This is a genomic window from Streptomyces fungicidicus (assembly GCF_003665435.1).
Classification (GTDB): domain Bacteria; phylum Actinomycetota; class Actinomycetes; order Streptomycetales; family Streptomycetaceae; genus Streptomyces; species Streptomyces fungicidicus.
The window spans coordinates 6,436,007-6,455,333 of the sequence record NZ_CP023407.1; the positions used below are offsets into that span (position 1 = coordinate 6,436,007).

Below are 19,327 nucleotides of genomic sequence, written 5' to 3' on the forward strand. Positions count from 1 at the left end.
CCGTGCCATCATCGAGCTTCGATCGACCGGAGTGAGTCCTAGTTGGGAGGGCGCGTGGCGATGGAGGCCGGCCCTCGCGACACCGGACACGGCACCGAACACCTCACCACCGAGCGGGGTGCGGCGGAGCAGGAGAACGACCGTCTCAGCCCGGACGGACCGGACGAGACGCAGGGCGGGGTGACCGACGACGGTCCCGAGCCGGACGAGATGTTCGCGGGCGGCGACGAGGTCGAGGTCGAACTGCGCCCGCAGCGCCGACTGCGCATCTGGCAGCTCGCGCCCATCGTGGGACTGGCCGCGGTCGGCTCCCTGATGTTCGCCTTCCCGCTCGCCTTCGACTTCGGCGACAGCGGCGCCGTGATCGCCATGCTGGGACTGCTGATCTGCTCCTGCGCGGCCGGCTGGGGCATGATGGCCGCCCGCAGGGTCGGCTCCACCCTCCCCGGCCTGCCGGCCCGGGGCTCCGGACGCAGACCCGACTGGCGGGTGGTGACCGGCTACGCCGTGATGGTCGCCGCGGTGGTGGCCCTGGCGGTCTGGCGCGTCGCCCGGCTCCGCTGACGGCTCCGCCCGGCGCCCGGGCGGCGTGTTCTCGTACGATCGAGGAATGAGCACGCGGATCGCCTTCCTCAAGGGACACGGCACGGAGAACGACTTCGTGATCGTCCCCGACCCCGAGAACGCCATCGACCTCCCCCCGGCCGCCGTCGCCGCCCTGTGCGACCGCCGCGCGGGCATCGGCGGCGACGGGCTGCTGCACGTGGTGCGGTCCGCGGCACACCCCGAGGCCCGGCACATGGCGGCCGACGCCGAGTGGTTCATGGACTACCGCAACGGCGACGGCTCGATCGCGGAGATGTGCGGCAACGGAGTGCGGGTGTTCGCGCGCTACCTCCAGCGCGCCGGGCATGTGGCCGAAGGGGACCTCGCCGTCGCCACGCGCGGGGGAGTGAAGACCGTGCACATCGCGAAGGAGGGCGACATCACCGTCGGCATGGGCGGCGCGCTGCTCCCCGAGGGCGACGTCACGGTGAGCGTCGGAGGGCGCAGCTGGCCCGCCCGGAACGTGAACATGGGCAACCCGCACGCCGTGGCCTTCGTGGACGACCTCGCCCACGCGGGCGACCTGCTCGGCCCCCCGCCGTTCAGCCCGGCCACCGCCTACCCGGACGGCGTGAACGTGGAGTTCGTCGTCGACCGCGGGCCGCGGCACGTGGCGCTGCGCGTGCACGAGCGCGGGTCCGGCGAGACCCGCTCCTGCGGCACCGGCGCCTGCGCGGTCGCCGTGGCCGCCGCCCGCCGCGACGGAATCGACCCGCGCGTCACCGGGACCCCGGCGACGTACACCGTGGACCTGCCCGGCGGCACCCTGGTGATCACCGAACGGCCCGACGGCGAGATCGAGATGACCGGACCCGCGGTGATCGTCGCCGAGGGCGAGATCGAGGCGGAATGGCTGGAGAGCGCCCTCCGCTGACCGGGCGATGGCTCGGGAACGCAGCCTCCGGCCCGCCCGGGGGTGCCATCCGCAGGCACCGGCAGGGTGTTCGTCTTCAAGAGCACGGCGGACCGCCGGTCCGATGGCGTGAAACGGACCTCTCGCCGGCCTTCCCTCAATGGGGTGATCCGTTTCACGCTCGGCCGGAGGCGGTCCGTCCGGCGTGGTCCGTGTCGGTAGCATCAAGCACCGGCCCGGACGGGAACGAACGCCGCCTCCCGAGCCCGAGTCCGCCCTGGGGCGCGCCGTCCGCCGGTCCACGCAGCCGGAGGTGCCCATGAACGCGGAGGCCGTGAATCCTGCGAGCCCAGGCTCTGTGACTTCTGAGCACGTCACATCCACGGGACCGCGCAGGAAGGCCCGCCCCCGGCTCGACCTGCGCAGACTGGGCCGCGCCGCGCTGCTCGGCACCACCGCCCGCGACCGGCTGCCCGACGCCATCGGTCACGTGGTCGACGCCCATCGCGCGCACCATCCAGACGCCGATCTCGAAATCCTGCGCCGCGCCTATGTGTTGGCGGAGTCCTCCCACCGGGGGCAGATGCGCAAGAGCGGTGAGCCGTACATCACCCACCCGCTCGCCGTGACCCTGATCCTCGCCGAACTCGGCGCCGAGACGACCACGTTGACGGCGTCCCTGCTTCACGACACCGTGGAGGACACGGATGTGACGCTGGAGCAGGTGGGGGAGGAGTTCGGCGAGGAGGTCCGCTATCTCGTCGACGGCGTCACCAAGTTGGAGAAGGTCGACTACGGCGCCGCCGCCGAACCCGAGACCTTCCGCAAGATGCTCGTCGCCACCGGCAACGACGTCCGCGTGATGTCGATCAAACTCGCCGACCGGCTGCACAACATGCGCACCCTCGGCGTGATGCGTCCCGAGAAACAGGAACGCATCGCCAAGGTGACACGTGACGTCCTGATCCCGCTCGCCGAACGGCTCGGCGTCCAGGCTCTCAAGACGGAACTGGAGGACCTGGTCTTCGCCATCCTCCACCCCGACGAGTACACGCACACACGGGAGTTGATCGTCCGCAACGCCGCACGCGCGGACGACCCGCTCGCCGAGGTGGCCGACGAGGCGCGCAAGGTGCTCCGCGAGGCCGACATCCCTGCCGAAGTCCTCATCCGCCCGCGCCACTTCGTCTCCGTGCACCGTGTGTCCCGGAAGCGCGGGCCGCTGCGCGGCGCCGACTTCGGCCGTCTGCTGGTCCTGGTGAACGAGGACGCCGACTGCTACGGCGTCCTGGGCGAGCTGCACACCTGCATGACGCCCGTGGTCTCGGAGTTCAAGGACTTCATCGCCGTACCGAAGTTCAACCTGTACCAGTCGCTGCACACCGCCGTGGCCGGCGGGGACGGCCAGGTCGTCGAGGTCCTCATCCGCACCCACCAGATGCACAAGGTCGCCGAGGCCGGCGTCGTCGCCCTCGGCAACCCCTACGCCGTCCCGCCGGAAGAGCAGCAGTCCGCGAGCGACGGCGAACGCGTCGACCCCACCCGGCCCGGCTGGCTCTCCCGGCTGCTCGACTGGCAGCGGGCCGCGCCCGACCCCGACACCTTCTGGTCCACCCTGCGCGAGGACCTCGCCCAGGACCGCGAGATCACCGTCTTCCGCCCCGACGGGGGGACGCTGGGCCTGCCCGAGGGGGCGACCTGCGTGGACGCCGCCTACGCGCAGTACGGCGAGGACGCGCACGCCTGCATCGGGGCCCGGGTCAACGGCCGTCTGGCGACGCTCAGCACCGTCCTCAAGGACGGCGACACCGTCCAGCTGCTCATGGGGCAGGACGCGGCCTCCGAGCCCTCCCGGGAGTGGCTGGAGCACGCCCACACCCCCGCGGCCCGGATCGCCATCCAGCGGTGGCTGGCCGCCCACCCCGCGCCGGACGGGGCCACCGCACCGGACACGGCAGCCCGGCCGCCCGCCCAGGATCCCGCCCCCTCGCCGACCCCCGACGCTCCGGCGCCCGGCCGTCCCGGCGCCGCCCAGGTCCTGGCCGACCGGGCCGGCGCGACCGTACGGCTCGCCGGCTGCTGTACGCCCGTACCGCCCGACGAGGTGACCGGCTTCCCCGTGCGCGGGGGAGCGGTCACCGTGCACCGGGTCGGGTGCGCCGTGGTGGCGCGGATGAAGGGCGCCGGGCGCGCCGAGGTCGGCGTGCGCTGGGGCGAGGGCGCCGAGTGCCGGGTCACGCTCGTCGCGGAGTCGTTCGTCCGCCCGCATCTGCTCGCCGACCTCACCGAGGCCATGGCCCTCGAGGGCGCCGAGATCGTCTCCGCGACCGTCGAGCCTCCGGAGCGGCAGCAGGTGCGGCACACCTACACCGTGCAGCTGCCGGACGCCGCCCACCTGCCCGCGCTGATGCGCGCGATGCGCGACGTGGCCGGCGTGTACGACGTCAGCCGGGCGCAGCGGCAGGCGCCGGGCGTCTGACAGGCGCGGGCGGAAAGCCGGACCGGTCCGGCCGCCCCGCCCCGCGGGCGCTCGCTCACGCGCGTCGACCGGGCGCCGGCAGGGAATAACACGGTGACGAGACGAGCCGTACCGTGCGACCATCGTCAGGTCCGCGCACCACGGGCCCCGGGAATCTCCCGGAGCGCCCGGACGTTGTGCACAGTGACGGAGGGTCCCACGGACCGGCTCCGTCGACACTCAGGTCACCGACGACGTAAGGACCCAATGACCTCCTCTTCTTCCCCTTCCCAGGACACCAAGCGCTTCGCGCACACCTACCCCGAGGGTCTCCGGGCCGATGCCCTGATGGAAGAGGACGTCGCCTGGAGTCTCGACATCGACGGAGAGCGGGACGGCGACCAGTTCGACCGCTCCGAGCGTGCGGCCCTGCGCCGCGTCGCGGGTCTCTCCACCGAGCTCGAGGACGTCACCGAGGTCGAGTACCGGCAGCTCCGCCTGGAGCGGGTCGTGCTCGTCGGAGTGTGGACCTCGGGCACCGTGCAGGACGCGGAGAACTCCCTGGCCGAGCTCGCCGCCCTCGCGGAGACGGCCGGCGCCCTCGTCCTCGACGGCGTGATCCAGCGCCGCGACAAGCCCGACGCCGCCACCTACATCGGCTCCGGCAAGGCCGAGGAGCTGCGGGACGTCGTGCTCGACACGGGCGCGGACACCGTCATCTGCGACGGTGAGCTCAGCCCCGGCCAGCTGATCCACCTCGAGGACGTCGTCAAGGTCAAGGTCATCGACCGTACGGCCCTGATTCTCGACATCTTCGCCCAGCACGCCAAGTCCCGGGAGGGCAAGGCGCAGGTCGCGCTCGCGCAGATGCAGTACATGCTGCCGCGGCTGCGCGGCTGGGGTCAGTCGCTGTCCCGGCAGATGGGCGGCGGCAAGGGCGGCGGACTCGCCACCCGTGGCCCCGGTGAGACCAAGATCGAGACGGACCGGCGCCGGATCCGCGAGAAGATGGCGAAGATGCGCCGGGAGATCGCGGAGATGAAGACCGGCCGCGAGATCAAGCGACAGGAGCGCCGGCGTCACAAGGTGCCGTCCGTGGCCATCGCGGGCTACACCAACGCCGGCAAGTCCTCCCTGCTCAACCGCCTCACCGGCGCGGGCGTCCTGGTCGAGAACGCCCTGTTCGCCACCCTCGACCCGACCGTACGCCGGGCCGAGACCCCGAGTGGCCGGCTGTACACGCTGGCCGACACGGTCGGCTTCGTCCGGCACCTGCCGCACCACCTGGTCGAGGCGTTCCGCTCCACGATGGAGGAGGTCGGCGACGCCGACCTGATCCTGCACGTGGTGGACGGTTCGCACCCGGTCCCGGAGGAGCAGCTGGCCGCCGTGCGCGAGGTGATCAGGGACGTCGGCGCCACCGGCGTACCCGAGATCGTCGTGATCAACAAGGCCGACGCCGCCGACCCGCTGACGCTGCAGCGGCTGCTGCGGGTGGAGAAGCGCTCCATCGCCGTCTCGGCCCGCACCGGCCGGGGCATGGCGGAGCTGCTCGCGCTCATCGACGCCGAGCTGCCCCGACCATCCGTGGAGATCGAGGCACTCGTGCCGTACACCCACGGCAAGCTGGTCGCGCGCGCCCACGACGAGGGCGAGGTGATCTCCGAGGAGCACACCGCGGAGGGCACCCTGCTCAAGGTGCGGGTGCACGAGGAGCTGGCGGCGGAACTCACGCCGTACGTGCCGGCCCCGGCTGGCTGACCGCACGGCCGAAGGCCCGCCCCCGCGGTGTGCGGGGGCGGGCCTTCGGCATGGTGCGGCTCACTGACCGCCGTAGGTCTTGCTCATGTTCTGGTACAGCGCCTCGGCGTCCGCGCCGAGCTGCGGGCCGGCGAGCCAGGTGTTGTCCAGCGGGCCGATCGAGGTGTTGGAGACCAGCACCGTCTTGCCGTCCCGCACCCGGAACCAGCCGCCGCCGGACGAGCCGCCGGTCATCGAGCAGCCGATGCGGTACATCGTCGGCAGGCTCGGACTGAGCGAGAACCGGCCCGGGGCGTCGAGGCACTTGAACATCTGCAGCCCGTTGTAGGGCGGCGCCGCGGGGTAGCCCCAGGCGCCCATCCGGCCGGCCTCCGCCGCGGACGGCGCGGAGAAGTCCACGTCGAGCGCGTTGCCGACCGTCTCCTCCAGGGACTTGGCGCCCTGCTCCGGCTTCACGTGCAGCACGGCGTAGTCGTACGCCGCGCCGTCGCCGCCGCTCGGCGAACCGCCCTGGATCCAGCCGTTGGAGGTCGAGGCCCAGTCCGCCCACCAGTTGCCGTAGGGGGCGATCTCGGCGGCGTTCGCGTTGCTCAGCTCCGCCTCGGACTTGCCGAGGTCGTTGTAGGCCGGGACGAAGACCAGGTTCCGGAACCAGCCGCCGTCGCTCCCGGCGTGCACACAGTGCCCCGCCGTCCAGACCAGGTTGGACTTGCCCGGGTGGTTCACGTCCTTGATGACCGTGCCGGAGCAGACGGCGGGGCCCTCCGGGGAGTCGAAGAACACCTTGCCGACCGGCGCCGCGTTCTCGTGGTACGGCGTCTTCTCGCCCACCGCCCGGACCTGGGCCGGCTCCGGGTCGCTGACGCCCTCCGCCGCCGACGCGTCCTTCGTCGAGACCGTCTTGTCGGCCTCCTTCGCGGACTTCATCCGGTCGGGCTTCCACAGCCCCTCGATCACCGGGTTGACGAAGTCCTCGGCCTCACTCAGCCACTTGTCCCTGTCCCAGTTCTCCCAGCCGCCGTCCTTCCACTTGTCGACGTCGATCCCGTGCTCCTTGAGCCTGTCCGCGATGTCGGACGGGACCGTCACCCTGCCGCCGCCGCTGTCCGCGGTCCGGGAGGCGGTGGCGTCGGGCTTGCCCTTCGCCTCGTCCTCCTCGGAACCGCCGCACGCGGTCGCGGTGAGCGCCAGGGCGGCGACCAGCCCGGTGGCGGCGAGGACGGTGCGACGGCCACGCCCGGACGGCGCGGACATACGTGTGGAACCCATGGTGCGATGACCCCCGTGGAAACGAATGAATGTCGTGCCGCGCGTCATGTCCCGCCCGGGGCGCTGCCGCCCCGCCCGGTCCCGTGCGCGCGGCGGCACACGGGACCGGGCACGCCGGTCACTGCCCGGCGAACTTCTCGCTGACCGAGTCGTACACGCCCTTGGCCTCGTCACCCAGACGCGGACCGGCCAGCCAGCCCGACGTCACCGGGCCGATGGAGGTGTTGGACACCAGCGCCGGCTTCCCGTCCGAGCCCGTCGCGACCCAGCCGCCACCGGAGGAACCGGCCGTCATGCTGCACCCGATGCGGTACATCGTCGGGTCGGACGCGCTGAGCGACAGCCGCCCGGGCCTGTCCTGGCAGCGGTACAGCGTCTGGCCCTCGTACGGCGGGGCGGCCGGGTAGCCGATCGCCGTGAGCTCCTTCACCTTCGCCACCGCGGGCGCGTTGAAGTCCACCGGCAGAGCCGAACCGACCTTCTCCTCCAGCGACTTGCCGTCGCCGCCCTTCTCCGGCGTCACATGGATGACGGCGAAGTCGTACGAGGCGCCGTCACCGCCCGTGGCGCCGCCCTGCTCGATCCACTGGTCGGAGGTCTGCGCCCAGTCGCCCCACCAGACGCCGTACGGAGCGACCTCCTCCTTCGTCGCGCCCTCGAGCTCCTGCGCCGACTTGCCCGAGTCGTTGTACGAGGGCACGAACGCGATGTTGCGGTACCAGCCGCCCTTCTTGCCCGCGTGCACACAGTGGCCCGCCGTCCACACCATGTTGGACTTGCCCGGGTTGGCCGGGTCCTGCACCACGGTGGCCGAGCAGACCATCGTGCCCTCGGGGGAGTCGAAGAACACCTTGCCCGCCGTCGGGGCGTTGGCGTGGTACGACGGCGAGATCGCCGCCGCCTGCACCGGCTCCGGAGTGGGGTCGGTCACGCCCTGGTCACCGGAGATGTCGCCCTCGTCGACACCCTGGTCCGGCTCCTCGGCGTCCCGCATGCGGTCCGGGTCCCACAGGTCCTCGATGATCGGGTTGACGAAGTCGTTGGCCTCGCGCAGCCAGTCGTCCTTGCTCCAGTCCTTCCAGGCGCCGTCCCTCCACTTGTCGAGATCGATCCCGTGCTCCTTGAGCCGGTCCTTGATGTCGTCCGGGATCTTGAGCTTGCCGTCGTCGGCCGCGGCGGTCGCCGAGGTCTCGGCGCTCGCGTCCGTGTCCCCCGACTCACAGGCGGTGGCGGTGAGGGCGAGCGCCGAGGCGAGTGCGACGGCGGCCAGCACGGGGGAGGTACGGCGCGCGCTCCCCCCTCGTCGAGCGGTGGACGACGGCCGTATGGATCGCATGATCTGACTCCCCCTGGAGTGGACGAACTTGATGGTTCTCGGCCGTGATCCGGCCCGCGCGCAGGCGGAGTTCGGGGCGGTCCCACGGCCTTCGGGAACGGCACCACACACTATGCGCTCGCTGTGGGGGACGTCCGACGGAACGGCAACGGTTCGGCTACAAGCCGCCTGACCTGGATGTTCGTCCGCAGTTGCGCCGGTTTGCTGCCGGACGGCGCACGCGTCGCGGACGCCCGGGCGGCCAAGTGCGCCCGGACAACCCGTAACCCGGCGAGTGGTCCGGGGTTGGTTGAGACGACTCCCCCCTCCCACCCGGACGGGCCGACCCCGCTACGCGCCACCCACGAGGACCCGCCTTGCACACCACCCCCACACCGGCCGACCGCACGGGCCCCCTGCTGCCGCGCCAGGACCGGAAACCGCCCGACACCGACTGGATCAGGGGCACCGGAGCGTGCCCCCTGGAGCATCCCGACCCGCGCAGGGCGGCCCAGGCGGCCGCCGCCGAGAACCTGCTGCGCTGCTGGGTGCGCGAAACCGGCGTACGCGCCCCGGAGGGCGACATCCTGTGCCTCCCCCTCCCGGCCAGCGGCACGGCCCTGCTCGTCCCCGTCCTGTACTGGTCCCCGACCGGCCTGCACCGCTTCGGCCTGCCCTACCTGGCGGACGCCCCGGACCCCGCCCCGTACGTCGACGCCGTGCTGCTGGCCGCCCTCCTCGGCAGGGAGCACGCCCGCCCGGCGGGACCAGCGCTTCCGCCGGCCGGTGACGTCACCGACCTGGTCTCGCGGGTCGCCGACTCCGTGCGGCGCGTCACCGCCTTCGTCACCGAACGGCGGCTGCGTACGGAGGACCACCCGGACCTCTTCCTCGCCGCGGAACAGGCACTCGTCCTCGGCCACCCCCTGCACCCCGACCCGAAGAGCCGCGACGGCCTCTCCGACGCCGAGGCGCTGCGCTACTCACCCGAGTCACGCGGCTCCTTCTCCCTGCACTGGATGGCCGTCGCCCCCGCCCTGCTCGCCACCGACTCCGCCTGGACCGAGCACGGACGCCCGGTCACCGCGCCCGGCCTCACCGCCCGGCTCGCCGGCCCCGGCCTGCCGCTGCCCGACGGCCACGCGGCCCTGCCCGTGCACCCCTGGCAACTGCGCCAGATCCGCCACCGCCCCGAGGCCGCCGCGCTGCTCGACGCCGGGCTGCTCCGCGACCTCGGCGGCCACGGCGACCCCTGGCACCCCACCTCCTCCGTCCGTACCGTCCACCGGTCCGGCGCCCCCGCCATGCTCAAGCTGTCGCTGGGCCTGCGCATCACCAACTCCCGCCGGGAGAACCTCCGCAAGGAACTCCACCGGGGCGTCGAGGTCCACCGTCTGCTGCGCACGGGACTGTCCCAGCGGTGGCGGGCCGCGCACCCCGGCTTCGACATCGTCCGCGACCCGGCCTGGCTCGGCGTGGACGGACCGGCCGGTGACCCCGTGCCCGGACTAGACGTGGTGATCCGGCACAACCCCTTCCGGCCGCACGAGGACGCGACCTGCGTCGCCGGGCTCCTCGCGCCGCACCCCCGCCCCGGCAGCCGCACGGCGTCCCGGCTGGCCGGGATCCTCACCGGCCTCGCCGCCCGGACGGGCCGGCCGTCCGGGGCGGTCGCCGCGGAGTGGTTCCTGCGCTACCTCGAGCACGTGGTGCGGCCCGTGCTGTGGCTGGACGGCGAGGCCGGCATCGCCCTGGAGGCGCACCAGCAGAACACCCTGCTCCTGCTGGACCCCGACGGCTGGCCCGCGGGCGCCCGCTACCGGGACAACCAGGGCTACTACTTCCGCGACTCCCGGCGCGCCGGACTCGACGCCCTGCTGCCCGGCATCGGCGAACGCAGCGACACCTTCGTCCCCGACGAGGTCACCGACGAACGCTTCACCTACTACCTGGGCATCAACAACGTCTTCGGTCTCATCGGTGCCCTGGGCTCCCAGCGCCTCGCCGACGAACGGCTGCTGCTCGCCGCCTTCCGCCGGTTCCTCGCCGGAATCTCCACCGGCCCGGCAAGGACCCGCAGCACCCTGCCCGCCCGTCTCCTCGACGCACCCGTCCTGCGCTGCAAGGCCAACCTGCTGACCCGGCTGCACGGCCTCGACGAACTCGTCGGCCCGGTCGCCACCCAGTCCGTCTACGTCACCCTCGCCAACCCGCTGCACCCATGACGCCCGACCGCGTCCGCGACTGGGGCCCGGCCGGCACACCCGCCGGACTGTTCCGGCTCGTCCCCGTCCGCCTCGAACGCGACCTGCCGCTGCTCGCGGGGTGGATGAACGACCCCGCCGTCGCCGCGTTCTGGGAGCTGTCCGGACCGCCGGACGTGACCGCGGGCCACCTGCGGGCCCAGCTCACCGGCGACGGACACAGCGTTCCGTGCCTCGGCGTCCTGGACGGTACGCCGATGAGCTACTGGGAGATCTACCGCGCGGACCTCGACCCCCTGGCCCGCCACTACCCGGCCCGGCCCCACGACACCGGGCTCCACGTCCTCATCGGCGCCTCCCGCGACCGGGGCAGGGGCCTCGGCGGCATCCTGCTCGCAGCCGTCGCCGACCTCGCCCTGGACCGAAGCCCCCGGTCACCTCGCGTCATCGCGGAACCCGACCTGCGCAACGTTCCGTCCGTCGCCGCGTTCCTCACGGCCGGCTTCCGCTTCTCGGCGGAGATCGATCTGCCCACGAAGCGGGCCGCCCTCATGGTCCGGGACCGTTCCCCGCGGCATCGGCTCCGGCACGCCGTCCCCGTACCCCTCACCTCCGCCGAGGAGCCCGAGTCTTGATCACACCGCCCGTCCCCGCCGGGATCGCACGAATGTCAGTGCCGGGTCGTAGGGTGGTCGCGCTATGACGAAGCCCTCACTCCCCGAACTCCTGCACGCCGCCGTCGCCGCCGTCGGCGGCACGGAGCGTCCCGGCCAGGTCTCCATGGCCGAAGCCGTCGCCGAGGCGATCGACGACGGAGCCCATCTCCTGGTGCAGGCCGGCACCGGCACCGGAAAGTCGCTGGGCTACCTGGTGCCCGCGCTGGCGCACGGGGAGCGGGTGGTCGTGGCGACGGCCACCCTGGCACTGCAGCGCCAGCTCGTGGAGCGGGACCTTCCGCGCACGGTCGATGCCCTGCATCCGCAGCTGCGCCGCCGCCCGGAGTTCGCGATGCTCAAGGGCCGCTCCAACTACCTGTGTCTGCACCGGCTCCACGAGGGCATGCCGCAGGACGAGGAGGAGGGCCTCTTCGACCAGTTCGAGGCGGCCGCGCCCACCAGCAAGCTCGGCCAGGACCTGCTGCGGCTGCGCGACTGGTCCGACGAGACGGAGACCGGCGACCGGGACGACCTCACACCGGGCGTCTCCGACCGGGCGTGGTCCCAGGTGTCGGTGTCCTCGCGGGAGTGCCTGGGCGCCACCAAGTGCGCATACGGCGCCGAGTGCTTCGCCGAGGCGGCCCGCGAGCGCGCCAAGCTGGCCGAGGTGGTCGTCACCAACCACGCCCTGCTCGCCATCGACGCCATCGAGGGCGCGCCGGTGCTTCCGCAGCACGAGGTGCTGATCGTCGACGAGGCCCATGAGCTGGTCTCCCGGGTCACCGGGGTCGCCACCGGGGAGCTCACCCCCGGGCAGGTCAACCGCGCGGTCCGGCGGGCCGCGAAACTGGTCGACGAGAAGTTCGCGGACCAGCTCCAGACGGCCGCCGAGGGCTTCGAGCGGCTGATGGAGCTGGCCCTCCCCGGCCGGCTGGAGGAGATCCCGGAGGACCTCGGATACGCGCTCATGGCGCTGCGCGACGCGTGCAGGAACGTCATCTCCGCGATCGGCAGCACCCGCGACAAGTCCGTGCAGGACGAGGACGCGGTCCGCAAACAGGCGCTGGCCTCCGTGGAGAGCGTGCACGACGTGGCGGAGCGGATCACGCACGGCTCCGAGTGGGACGTCGTCTGGTACGAGCGGCACGACCGCTTCGGCGCCTCCCTGCGTGTCGCGCCCATGTCCGTCTCGGGTCTGCTGCGGGAGAAGCTCTTCACCGACCGCTCCGTCGTCCTGACGTCCGCGACGCTGAAGCTGGGCGGCGACTTCAACGGCGTGGGGGCGTCCCTGGGGCTCGGTCCCGAGGGCGTCGAGGGCGAGGACCTCCCGCAGTGGAAGGGCGTCGACGTCGGCTCGCCGTTCGACTACCCCAGGCAGGGGATCCTGTACGTCGCGAAGCATCTGGCGCGTCCCGCGCGTGACGGTGACCGCGGGGACATGCTGGACGAGCTCACCGAACTGATCCAGGCGGCGGGAGGCCGCACCCTGGGCCTGTTCTCCTCGATGCGGGCCGCCCAGCTCGCCGCGGAGGAGCTGCGCTCCCGCATTCCGGAGTTCCCGATCCTCCTCCAGGGTGAGGAGACGCTCGGCGAACTGATCAAGAACTTCGCGGCCGACCCGAAGACCTGCCTGTTCGGCACGCTGTCGCTCTGGCAGGGGGTGGACGTACCGGGTCCGAGCTGTCAGCTGGTGGTCATGGACAAGATTCCCTTCCCGCGTCCCGACGACCCCTTGATGAGCGCCCGCCAGAAGGCCGTCGAGGAGGCGGGCGGCAACGGCTTCATGGCGGTCGCCGCCACCCATGCGGCGCTGCTCATGGCGCAGGGCGCGGGCCGTCTGGTGCGCGCCTCGGGCGACCGGGGCGTGGTGGCCGTACTGGACCAGCGACTGGCGACGGCACGCTACGGCAGCTATCTGAAGGCTTCGCTGCCCGACTTCTGGTACACCACTGACCGCAACCAGGTCAGGAAGTCGCTGGCCGCGATCGACGCGACGGCGAAGCAGGCGGAAGCGAAGTGACCACCGGGGGCGTCGCCCGCCCCCGGCAGGTGCCGCGGCCGGCGGCCCCGTAGGCCGGACGGCCGAGTCCCACAGCCCCACCCCTCGGCGTGTCGCCGGTCCGCATGGATGAGCCGACTGTCCATGCGTTCGCGTGTGCGTGAGGTCCGGCTGTCCGGTGATCCGGCGGACTCGGGGGCCTGTCGGTCCGTGTCCGGGCGTTCTGTGTGCCCGGCGGGGGCCGGGATGCCCGTTGATCGCGCGAAGTCCGCTGCAGGGTGCGCCGGTGGTCCGTGTCGGCCCGGCACCCGGTGAATCCGGGGGAGTCCTCGGCACGGCGTGTCTGCGGGACGTGGGACAGGTCGGCCGAGGTGGCCCGCGTGACCGGGGATGCCGGGAGTGGGCCGGCCTGGCGGGCCGGAATGCCCGCGCCGGGTGGGTCGGCCGGGCCTCGCCTACGGAGCTGGTCCCGGGCCGGGGCCGCGGTGGTCGGAGCGGCGTGAGGTGCTCGGGGCAGCACAGGGCCCCGGAACCGGCGCAGGGGTTCCGGGGCCCGGTCAGGGGGCGGGGTGGGCGGCGTGGCCAGCCCCGCACCGTGCTCAGACGCGGCGCAGAACGGCAACCACCTTGCCCAGAATGGTCGCGTCGTCGCCCGGGATCGGCTCGTAGGCCGCGTTGTGCGGGAGCAGCCAGACATGGCCGTCCTCGCGCTTGAAGCGCTTGACCGTCGCCTCGCCGTCGAGCATCGCCGCCACGATGTCGCCGTTCTCGGCGACCGGCTGACGGCGGACCGTGACCCAGTCGCCGTCACAGATCGCCGCCTCGATCATGGAGTCGCCGACGACCTTCAGGACGAACAGCTCACCGTCACCGACGAGCTGCCGGGGGAGCGGGAAGACGTCCTCGACGGACTCCTCGGCGAGGATCGGGCCACCGGCGGCGATACGGCCGACCAGCGGCACGTAGGACGCGGCCGGCTTGCCGGCGGTGTCCGTGGGCTGCACGGAGGCGGCCTGGTCGGAGCCGCGCACCTCGTACGCCCGCGGGCGGTGCGGGTCGCGGCGCAGGAAGCCCTTGCGCTCCAGCGCCATCAGCTGGTGCGCCACCGAGGAGGTGCTGGAGAGGCCGACCGCCTGGCCGATCTCACGCATCGACGGCGGGTAGCCGCGCCGCTGGACCGAGTCCCTGATGACCTCGATCACCCGGCGCTGGCGGTCGGTGAGTCCGGAGCTGTCCGCCCGGATGCCGGGAGGTCGGCCCGGCAGGGAGCGCTTGTGCCCCTCGGGATTCGTGGCTTCGTTCATCGCATGCGCCGGCTCGAGTCGGCCCTGGTGGCGATCCTGGGCAGTGATGGCGGCACTGTCTGCGGTGGTGGTCACGTCGGCCCCTCTCGATGGTCTCCCTGCAGCACAACGGTAATTGCTTTCGAAAGGTTGCGCCAAACACACGTTCGAGTGAAAAAACGCGAATTGCCTTACGCGATCTCTCATCGAGGTGTATTTGCCGCCCCGCCTCCCGCCGGACAAACGGGCCGATTGTTGTACTCTTCACCGCCTGGGCGACGACCCCGGGGCTGCGGACCTCAGTCTGCCATCGGGTGCCCCGCGAGGTGGGAAGCGGCCCCCGCTCTCTTCGGGAATCGCACGCCGCCTCCCCGCCTCCGGCACGCCGTCTCCCCGACGCGCGGCCGTCGGCCGCCACGTACCCGGCCTGCCGCGCGCGACACGCGTGCGCGGCATGAATGTATGAGCCAATCCCCACATCTAGTGGTTGGATTGCGGCAGCAGCCCAGAAGTTGTGGTCCCCCGGGTCTCCGAGCCCTCCACGATCGCCTATGCTGGTGCTGCTTCGTGAGGCCCAAGAGGCCTCGTGGGGCTATTGAGACTGCTGTGAGGAGGGTTGGGACTTCATGCACTGCCCCTTCTGCAGGCACTCCGACAGCCGTGTCGTCGACAGCCGTACGACCGACGACGGCACGTCGATCCGCAGGCGCCGCCAGTGTCCGGACTGCTCCCGTCGTTTCACGACCGTGGAGACGTGTTCGCTCATGGTGGTCAAGCGGTCCGGGGTCACCGAGCCCTTCAGCCGCACCAAGGTCATCAACGGTGTGCGCAAGGCGTGCCAGGGACGGCCCGTCACCGAGGACGCCCTCGCCCAGCTCGGGCAGCGTGTCGAGGAGGCGGTGCGGGCCACCGGGAGTGCCGAGCTGACCACCCATGACGTGGGGCTTGCGATTCTCGGCCCGCTTCAGGAGCTCGACCTCGTCGCCTATCTGCGGTTCGCGTCCGTCTACCGGGCGTTCGACTCGCTGGAGGACTTCGAGGCCGCGATCGTGGAGCTCCGGCGGGCGGAGCCGCCCGCCGCGGACGACGGGGACGGCGAGGGCGGCGAAGAGGCCGTCCCGGCGAGCCAGGAAGACGACAGCGGGTCCGGAGGGCCTGTCCAGGTCCCCGAACCCGCTCCCGCCGCCGGCTGACCGGCGGGCCGGCCCCGGAGGCGAGCTGCGGGGACCGGCCGGGCGGCGGCGATGAGAAGACCTGTTGCGGGCAGGCGAGTGGGCACCCGCAGCACCAGACAGAACACCGTGCCACGGGAACAATCGGGGCACTTCAGGGCGTTTTCGCCCGTACAGGGAGGCGGCATGACAGAGACGGCGAGCGGTCCGGCACGGAGTCCCCGAGCCAAGAGCAACAAGGCCGGCAAGGGACTTCGCGTCGAGCGCATCCACACCACCCCTGGAGTCCACCCGTACGACGAGGTGGCCTGGGAGCGCCGTGACGTCGTCATGACCAACTGGCGCGACGGCTCGGTCAACTTCGAGCAGCGCGGCGTCGAGTTCCCCGACTTCTGGTCGGTGAACGCGGTCAACATCGTCACCAGCAAGTACTTCCGGGGCGCCGTGGGCACCCCGCAGCGCGAGGTGAGCCTGAGGCAGCTCATCGACCGCATCGTGAAGACGTACCGGAAGGCCGGCGAGGAGAACAAGTACTTCGCCTCGCCCGCCGACGCCGAGATCTTCGAGCACGAGCTGGCGTACGCCCTCCTGCACCAGATCTTCAGCTTCAACAGCCCCGTGTGGTTCAACGTGGGCACGCCCCAGCCGCAGCAGGTCTCCGCCTGCTTCATCCTGTCCGTCGACGACTCCATGGAGTCGATCCTCGACTGGTACAAGGAAGAGGGCATGATCTTCAAGGGCGGCTCCGGCGCCGGCCTGAACCTCTCCCGGATCCGCTCCTCCAAGGAACTGCTGTCCTCCGGCGGCAACGCCTCGGGACCGGTCTCCTTCATGCGTGGAGCCGACGCCTCCGCCGGCACGATCAAGTCCGGTGGCGCCACCCGCCGCGCCGCCAAGATGGTCGTCCTCGACGTGGACCACCCGGACATCGAGGACTTCATCGAGACCAAGGTCAAGGAAGAGGAGAAGATCCGCGTCCTGCGCGACGCGGGCTTCGACATGGACCTGGGCGGCGACGACATCGCGTCCGTCCAGTACCAGAACGCCAACAACTCGGTCCGCGTGAACGACGAGTTCATGCAGGCGGTCGAGCAGGGCGGCAAGTTCGGCCTGCGCGCCCGGATGACCGGCGAGGTCATCGAGGAGGTCGACGCCAAGGCGCTCTTCCGCCGGCTCGCCGAGGCCGCGTGGGCCTGCGCCGACCCGGGCATCCAGTACGACGGTGTCATCAACAACTGGCACACCTGCCCCGAGTCCGGCCGGATCACCGCGTCGAACCCGTGCAGCGAGTACATGCACCTGGACAACACGTCCTGCAACCTGGCCTCGCTGAACCTGATGAAGTTCCTCAAGGACGACGGCCTGGGCAACCAGTCCTTCGAGACCGAGCGCTTCCAGAAGGTCGTCGAGCTGGTCATCACCGCGATGGACATCTCGATCTGCTTCGCGGACTTCCCGACCCAGAAGATCGGCGAGAACACCCGCGCCTTCCGCCAGCTCGGCATCGGCTACGCCAACCTCGGCGCCCTGCTGATGGCCACCGGCCACGCGTACGACTCCGACGGCGGCCGCGCCCTCGCCGGCGCGATCACCTCCCTGATGACCGGCACCGCGTACCGGCGCTCCGCCGAACTCGCCGCGATCGTCGGCCCGTACGACGGCTACGCCCGCAACGCCGACGCCCACCAGCGCGTCATGAGGCAGCACGCCGACGCCAACGGCACGGCCGTGCGCATGGACGACCTGGACACCCCGGTGTGGGCCGCCGCCACCGAGGCCTGGCAGGACGTGGTCCGGGTCGGCGAGAAGAACGGCTTCCGCAACGCCCAGGCGTCCGTGCTCGCCCCGACCGGCACCATCGGTCTGGCGATGTCCTGCGACACCACCGGCGTCGAGCCCGACCTGGCACTCGTCAAGTTCAAGAAGCTCGTCGGCGGCGGCTCGATGCAGATCGTCAACGGCACCGTCCCGCAGGCCCTGCGCCGCCTGGGCTACCAGGAGGAGCAGATCGAGGCGATCGTCGCCCACATCGCCGACAACGGCAATGTGATCGACGCCCCCGGTCTCAAGCAGGAGCACTACGAGGTGTTCGACTGCGCCATGGGCGAGCGCGCCATCTCCCCGATGGGCCACGTCCGCATGATGGCCGCGATCCAGCCCTGGATCTCCGGCGCCATCTCCAAGACGGTCAACATGCCGGAGACGGCGACCGTCGAGGAGGTCGAGGAGATCTACTTCGAGGCCTGGAAGCTCGGCGTCAAGGCGCTCGCGATCTACCGCGACAACTGCAAGGTCGGCCAGCCGCTCTCCGCGAAGACCAAGGAGAAGGAGAAGGCCGAGGTCACCGAGAAGGCCGAGGAGACGATCCGCGCCGCGGTCGAGAAGGTGGTCGAGTACCGCCCGGTCCGCAAGCGCCTCCCCAAGGGCCGTCCCGGCATCACCACCTCCTTCACGGTCGGCGGCGCCGAGGGCTACATGACCGCCAACTCCTACCCGGACGACGGTCTCGGCGAGGTCTTCCTGAAGATGTCGAAGCAGGGTTCGACCCTCGCGGGGATGATGGACGCCTTCTCCATCGCGGTCTCCGTCGGCCTCCAGTACGGCGTGCCGCTGGAGACGTACGTCTCGAAGTTCACCAACATGCGCTTCGAGCCGGCCGGCATGACGGACGACCCGGACGTGCGGATGGCGCAGTCGATCGTCGACTACATCTTCCGCCGCCTGGCGCTGGACTTCCTGCCCTTCGAGACGCGGTCCGCGCTCGGCATCCACTCCGCCGAGGAGCGCCAGCGTCACCTGGAGACCGGTTCGTACGAGCCGTCCGACGACGAGCTCGACGTCGAGGGCCTGGCCCAGTCGGCGCCGCGCGCCCAGGAGCTGAAGGCGGTCGCCGCCCCGAAGGCCGAGGCCGAGGTGACGGAGCCCGCCCCGAAGCAGGCCCACACCAGCGCCGAGCTGGTCGAGATGCAGCTGGGCATCCAGGCCGACGCCCCGCTGTGCTTCTCCTGCGGCACGAAGATGCAGCGGGCCGGTTCCTGCTACATCTGCGAGGGCTGCGGCTCCACCAGCGGCTGCAGCTGAGCCGTCCGGGCGCTGCCCGGACATGAGAACCACCGAGGGCGGTGGCGCCGGTTCCCCCGGCGCCACCGCCCTCGGCGTTCCGTCGCGTCGCCTTCTTGTCTGGCCGCGCTCCGTCAGGCCCCGCGCGACACCCCCATCGCACGGGTGAAGGTCGCCGGATCGCCCTCGAACCCCTGGACACCGGGCCGGAACTCCCAGGGGCCCGACCCGTCCCGGACGAACTCCGCGACCGTCGCCGCCGTGGCCCCGAGGACACCGCCGAAGTCGTCCTCGGACAGGATGGTGTAGCCCTCGCGGATGCGCAGGCCGGGGTTGGCCACCCCGGAGAACGTCCGCTCCCCCTGCTGCTGCTGGATGACGACGCCGACGACCACCCGCCCGTACCGCTGGTCGAGCCGGTCCAGTTCCAGCGTCATGACCTCGTCGAAGCCGAAGCCCTTGCCGTCCTTGCTGTCCCGGTTGAGCGTGATGGTGCCGTCGGGCGAGCGGCTGTCGAAGTGCACCACGTACCCGGGGGCGGCCTGCGGGTCGCCCGCCGGATAGGGCGCGGCGACCAGATCCAGGTCGGTGGAGGGCTCTCCCGACGGACTCGGATCCCACCTCAGTGCGATCTCGACCTTGCCGATGCCCTTGTTGAGGCCGTTCACCAGTCTTCCCCTTCCCTGCGACC

Annotated in this window: 13 protein-coding genes; 9 read left to right on the plus strand and 4 right to left on the minus strand. The window is 71.7% G+C overall.

The features are described from left to right. Positions 1-60: 60 nt before the first annotated feature. The 4 genes from CNQ36_RS29020 to hflX all read left to right on the plus strand — a co-directional run bounded on the left by CNQ36_RS29020 (position 61) and on the right by hflX (position 5,678). Positions 61-564, plus strand: coding sequence for a hypothetical protein (locus tag CNQ36_RS29020; RefSeq protein ID WP_121548144.1), 504 nt, complete (start codon positions 61-63; stop codon positions 562-564). 46 nt (positions 565-610) lie between these two features. Next, positions 611-1,480 (plus strand): diaminopimelate epimerase, encoded by an 870-nt coding sequence (dapF, locus tag CNQ36_RS29025; RefSeq protein WP_004924630.1) that lies wholly within the window; start codon positions 611-613, stop codon positions 1,478-1,480. Positions 1,481-1,778: 298 nt separating this feature from the next. Next, complete coding sequence (locus tag CNQ36_RS29030; protein ID WP_121548145.1) at positions 1,779-3,938, plus strand: RelA/SpoT family protein; 2,160 nt, start codon at positions 1,779-1,781, stop codon at positions 3,936-3,938. Between the two features lie 246 nt (positions 3,939-4,184). Beyond that, positions 4,185-5,678 (plus strand): GTPase HflX, encoded by a 1,494-nt coding sequence (gene hflX / locus CNQ36_RS29035; protein WP_121548146.1) that lies wholly within the window; start codon positions 4,185-4,187, stop codon positions 5,676-5,678. Positions 5,679-5,738: 60 nt separating this feature from the next. Here hflX and CNQ36_RS29040 read toward each other — a convergent pair whose 3' ends face one another. After that, positions 5,739-6,947, minus strand: a complete 1,209-nt coding sequence (locus CNQ36_RS29040; RefSeq protein ID WP_121548147.1) for a trypsin-like serine peptidase — start codon at positions 6,945-6,947, stop codon at positions 5,739-5,741. Positions 6,948-7,065: 118 nt separating this feature from the next. Continuing rightward, the gene (locus tag CNQ36_RS29045; RefSeq protein WP_004924621.1) at positions 7,066-8,283 is read right to left on the minus strand and encodes a trypsin-like serine peptidase; all 1,218 of its coding nucleotides are present in this window, start codon (positions 8,281-8,283) and stop codon (positions 7,066-7,068) included. Positions 8,284-8,639: 356 nt separating this feature from the next. On the opposite strand from CNQ36_RS29045, the gene CNQ36_RS29050 reads away from it, so the two are divergent. The 3 genes from CNQ36_RS29050 to CNQ36_RS29060 all read left to right on the plus strand — a co-directional run bounded on the left by CNQ36_RS29050 (position 8,640) and on the right by CNQ36_RS29060 (position 13,142). Beyond that, entirely contained in the window at positions 8,640-10,487 is a 1,848-nt protein-coding gene (locus tag CNQ36_RS29050; RefSeq protein WP_121548148.1) for an IucA/IucC family protein, read from the plus strand. After that, positions 10,382-11,101, plus strand: coding sequence for a GNAT family N-acetyltransferase (locus CNQ36_RS29055; protein WP_121548630.1), 720 nt, complete (start codon positions 10,382-10,384; stop codon positions 11,099-11,101). The genes CNQ36_RS29050 and CNQ36_RS29055 overlap by 106 nt, the downstream gene beginning before the upstream one ends. Positions 11,102-11,165: 64 nt before the next feature. After that, complete coding sequence (locus CNQ36_RS29060) at positions 11,166-13,142, plus strand: ATP-dependent DNA helicase (RefSeq protein WP_121548149.1); 1,977 nt, start codon at positions 11,166-11,168, stop codon at positions 13,140-13,142. A 578-nt stretch (positions 13,143-13,720) separates the two neighbouring features. Here CNQ36_RS29060 and lexA read toward each other — a convergent pair. After that, a complete protein-coding gene (lexA, locus tag CNQ36_RS29065) occupies positions 13,721-14,500 on the minus strand; it encodes a transcriptional repressor LexA (RefSeq protein ID WP_004924614.1) in 780 nt (259 codons plus the stop codon). A gap of 530 nt (positions 14,501-15,030) precedes the next feature. On the opposite strand from lexA, the gene nrdR reads away from it, so the two are divergent. Both nrdR and CNQ36_RS29075 read left to right on the plus strand, forming a co-directional pair. Next, positions 15,031-15,597: a transcriptional regulator NrdR gene (gene nrdR, locus CNQ36_RS29070; RefSeq protein ID WP_121548150.1), complete on the plus strand. Its 567-nt coding sequence runs from the start codon at positions 15,031-15,033 to the stop codon at positions 15,595-15,597. 165 nt (positions 15,598-15,762) lie between these two features. Continuing rightward, positions 15,763-18,657 (plus strand): vitamin B12-dependent ribonucleotide reductase, encoded by a 2,895-nt coding sequence (locus tag CNQ36_RS29075; RefSeq protein ID WP_004924609.1) that lies wholly within the window; start codon positions 15,763-15,765, stop codon positions 18,655-18,657. A gap of 113 nt (positions 18,658-18,770) precedes the next feature. On the opposite strand, the gene CNQ36_RS29080 is transcribed toward CNQ36_RS29075, so the two are convergent. After that, positions 18,771-19,304: a TerD family protein gene (locus CNQ36_RS29080; protein ID WP_121548151.1), complete on the minus strand. Its 534-nt coding sequence runs from the start codon at positions 19,302-19,304 to the stop codon at positions 18,771-18,773. Between the last annotated feature and the right edge of the window lie 23 nt (positions 19,305-19,327).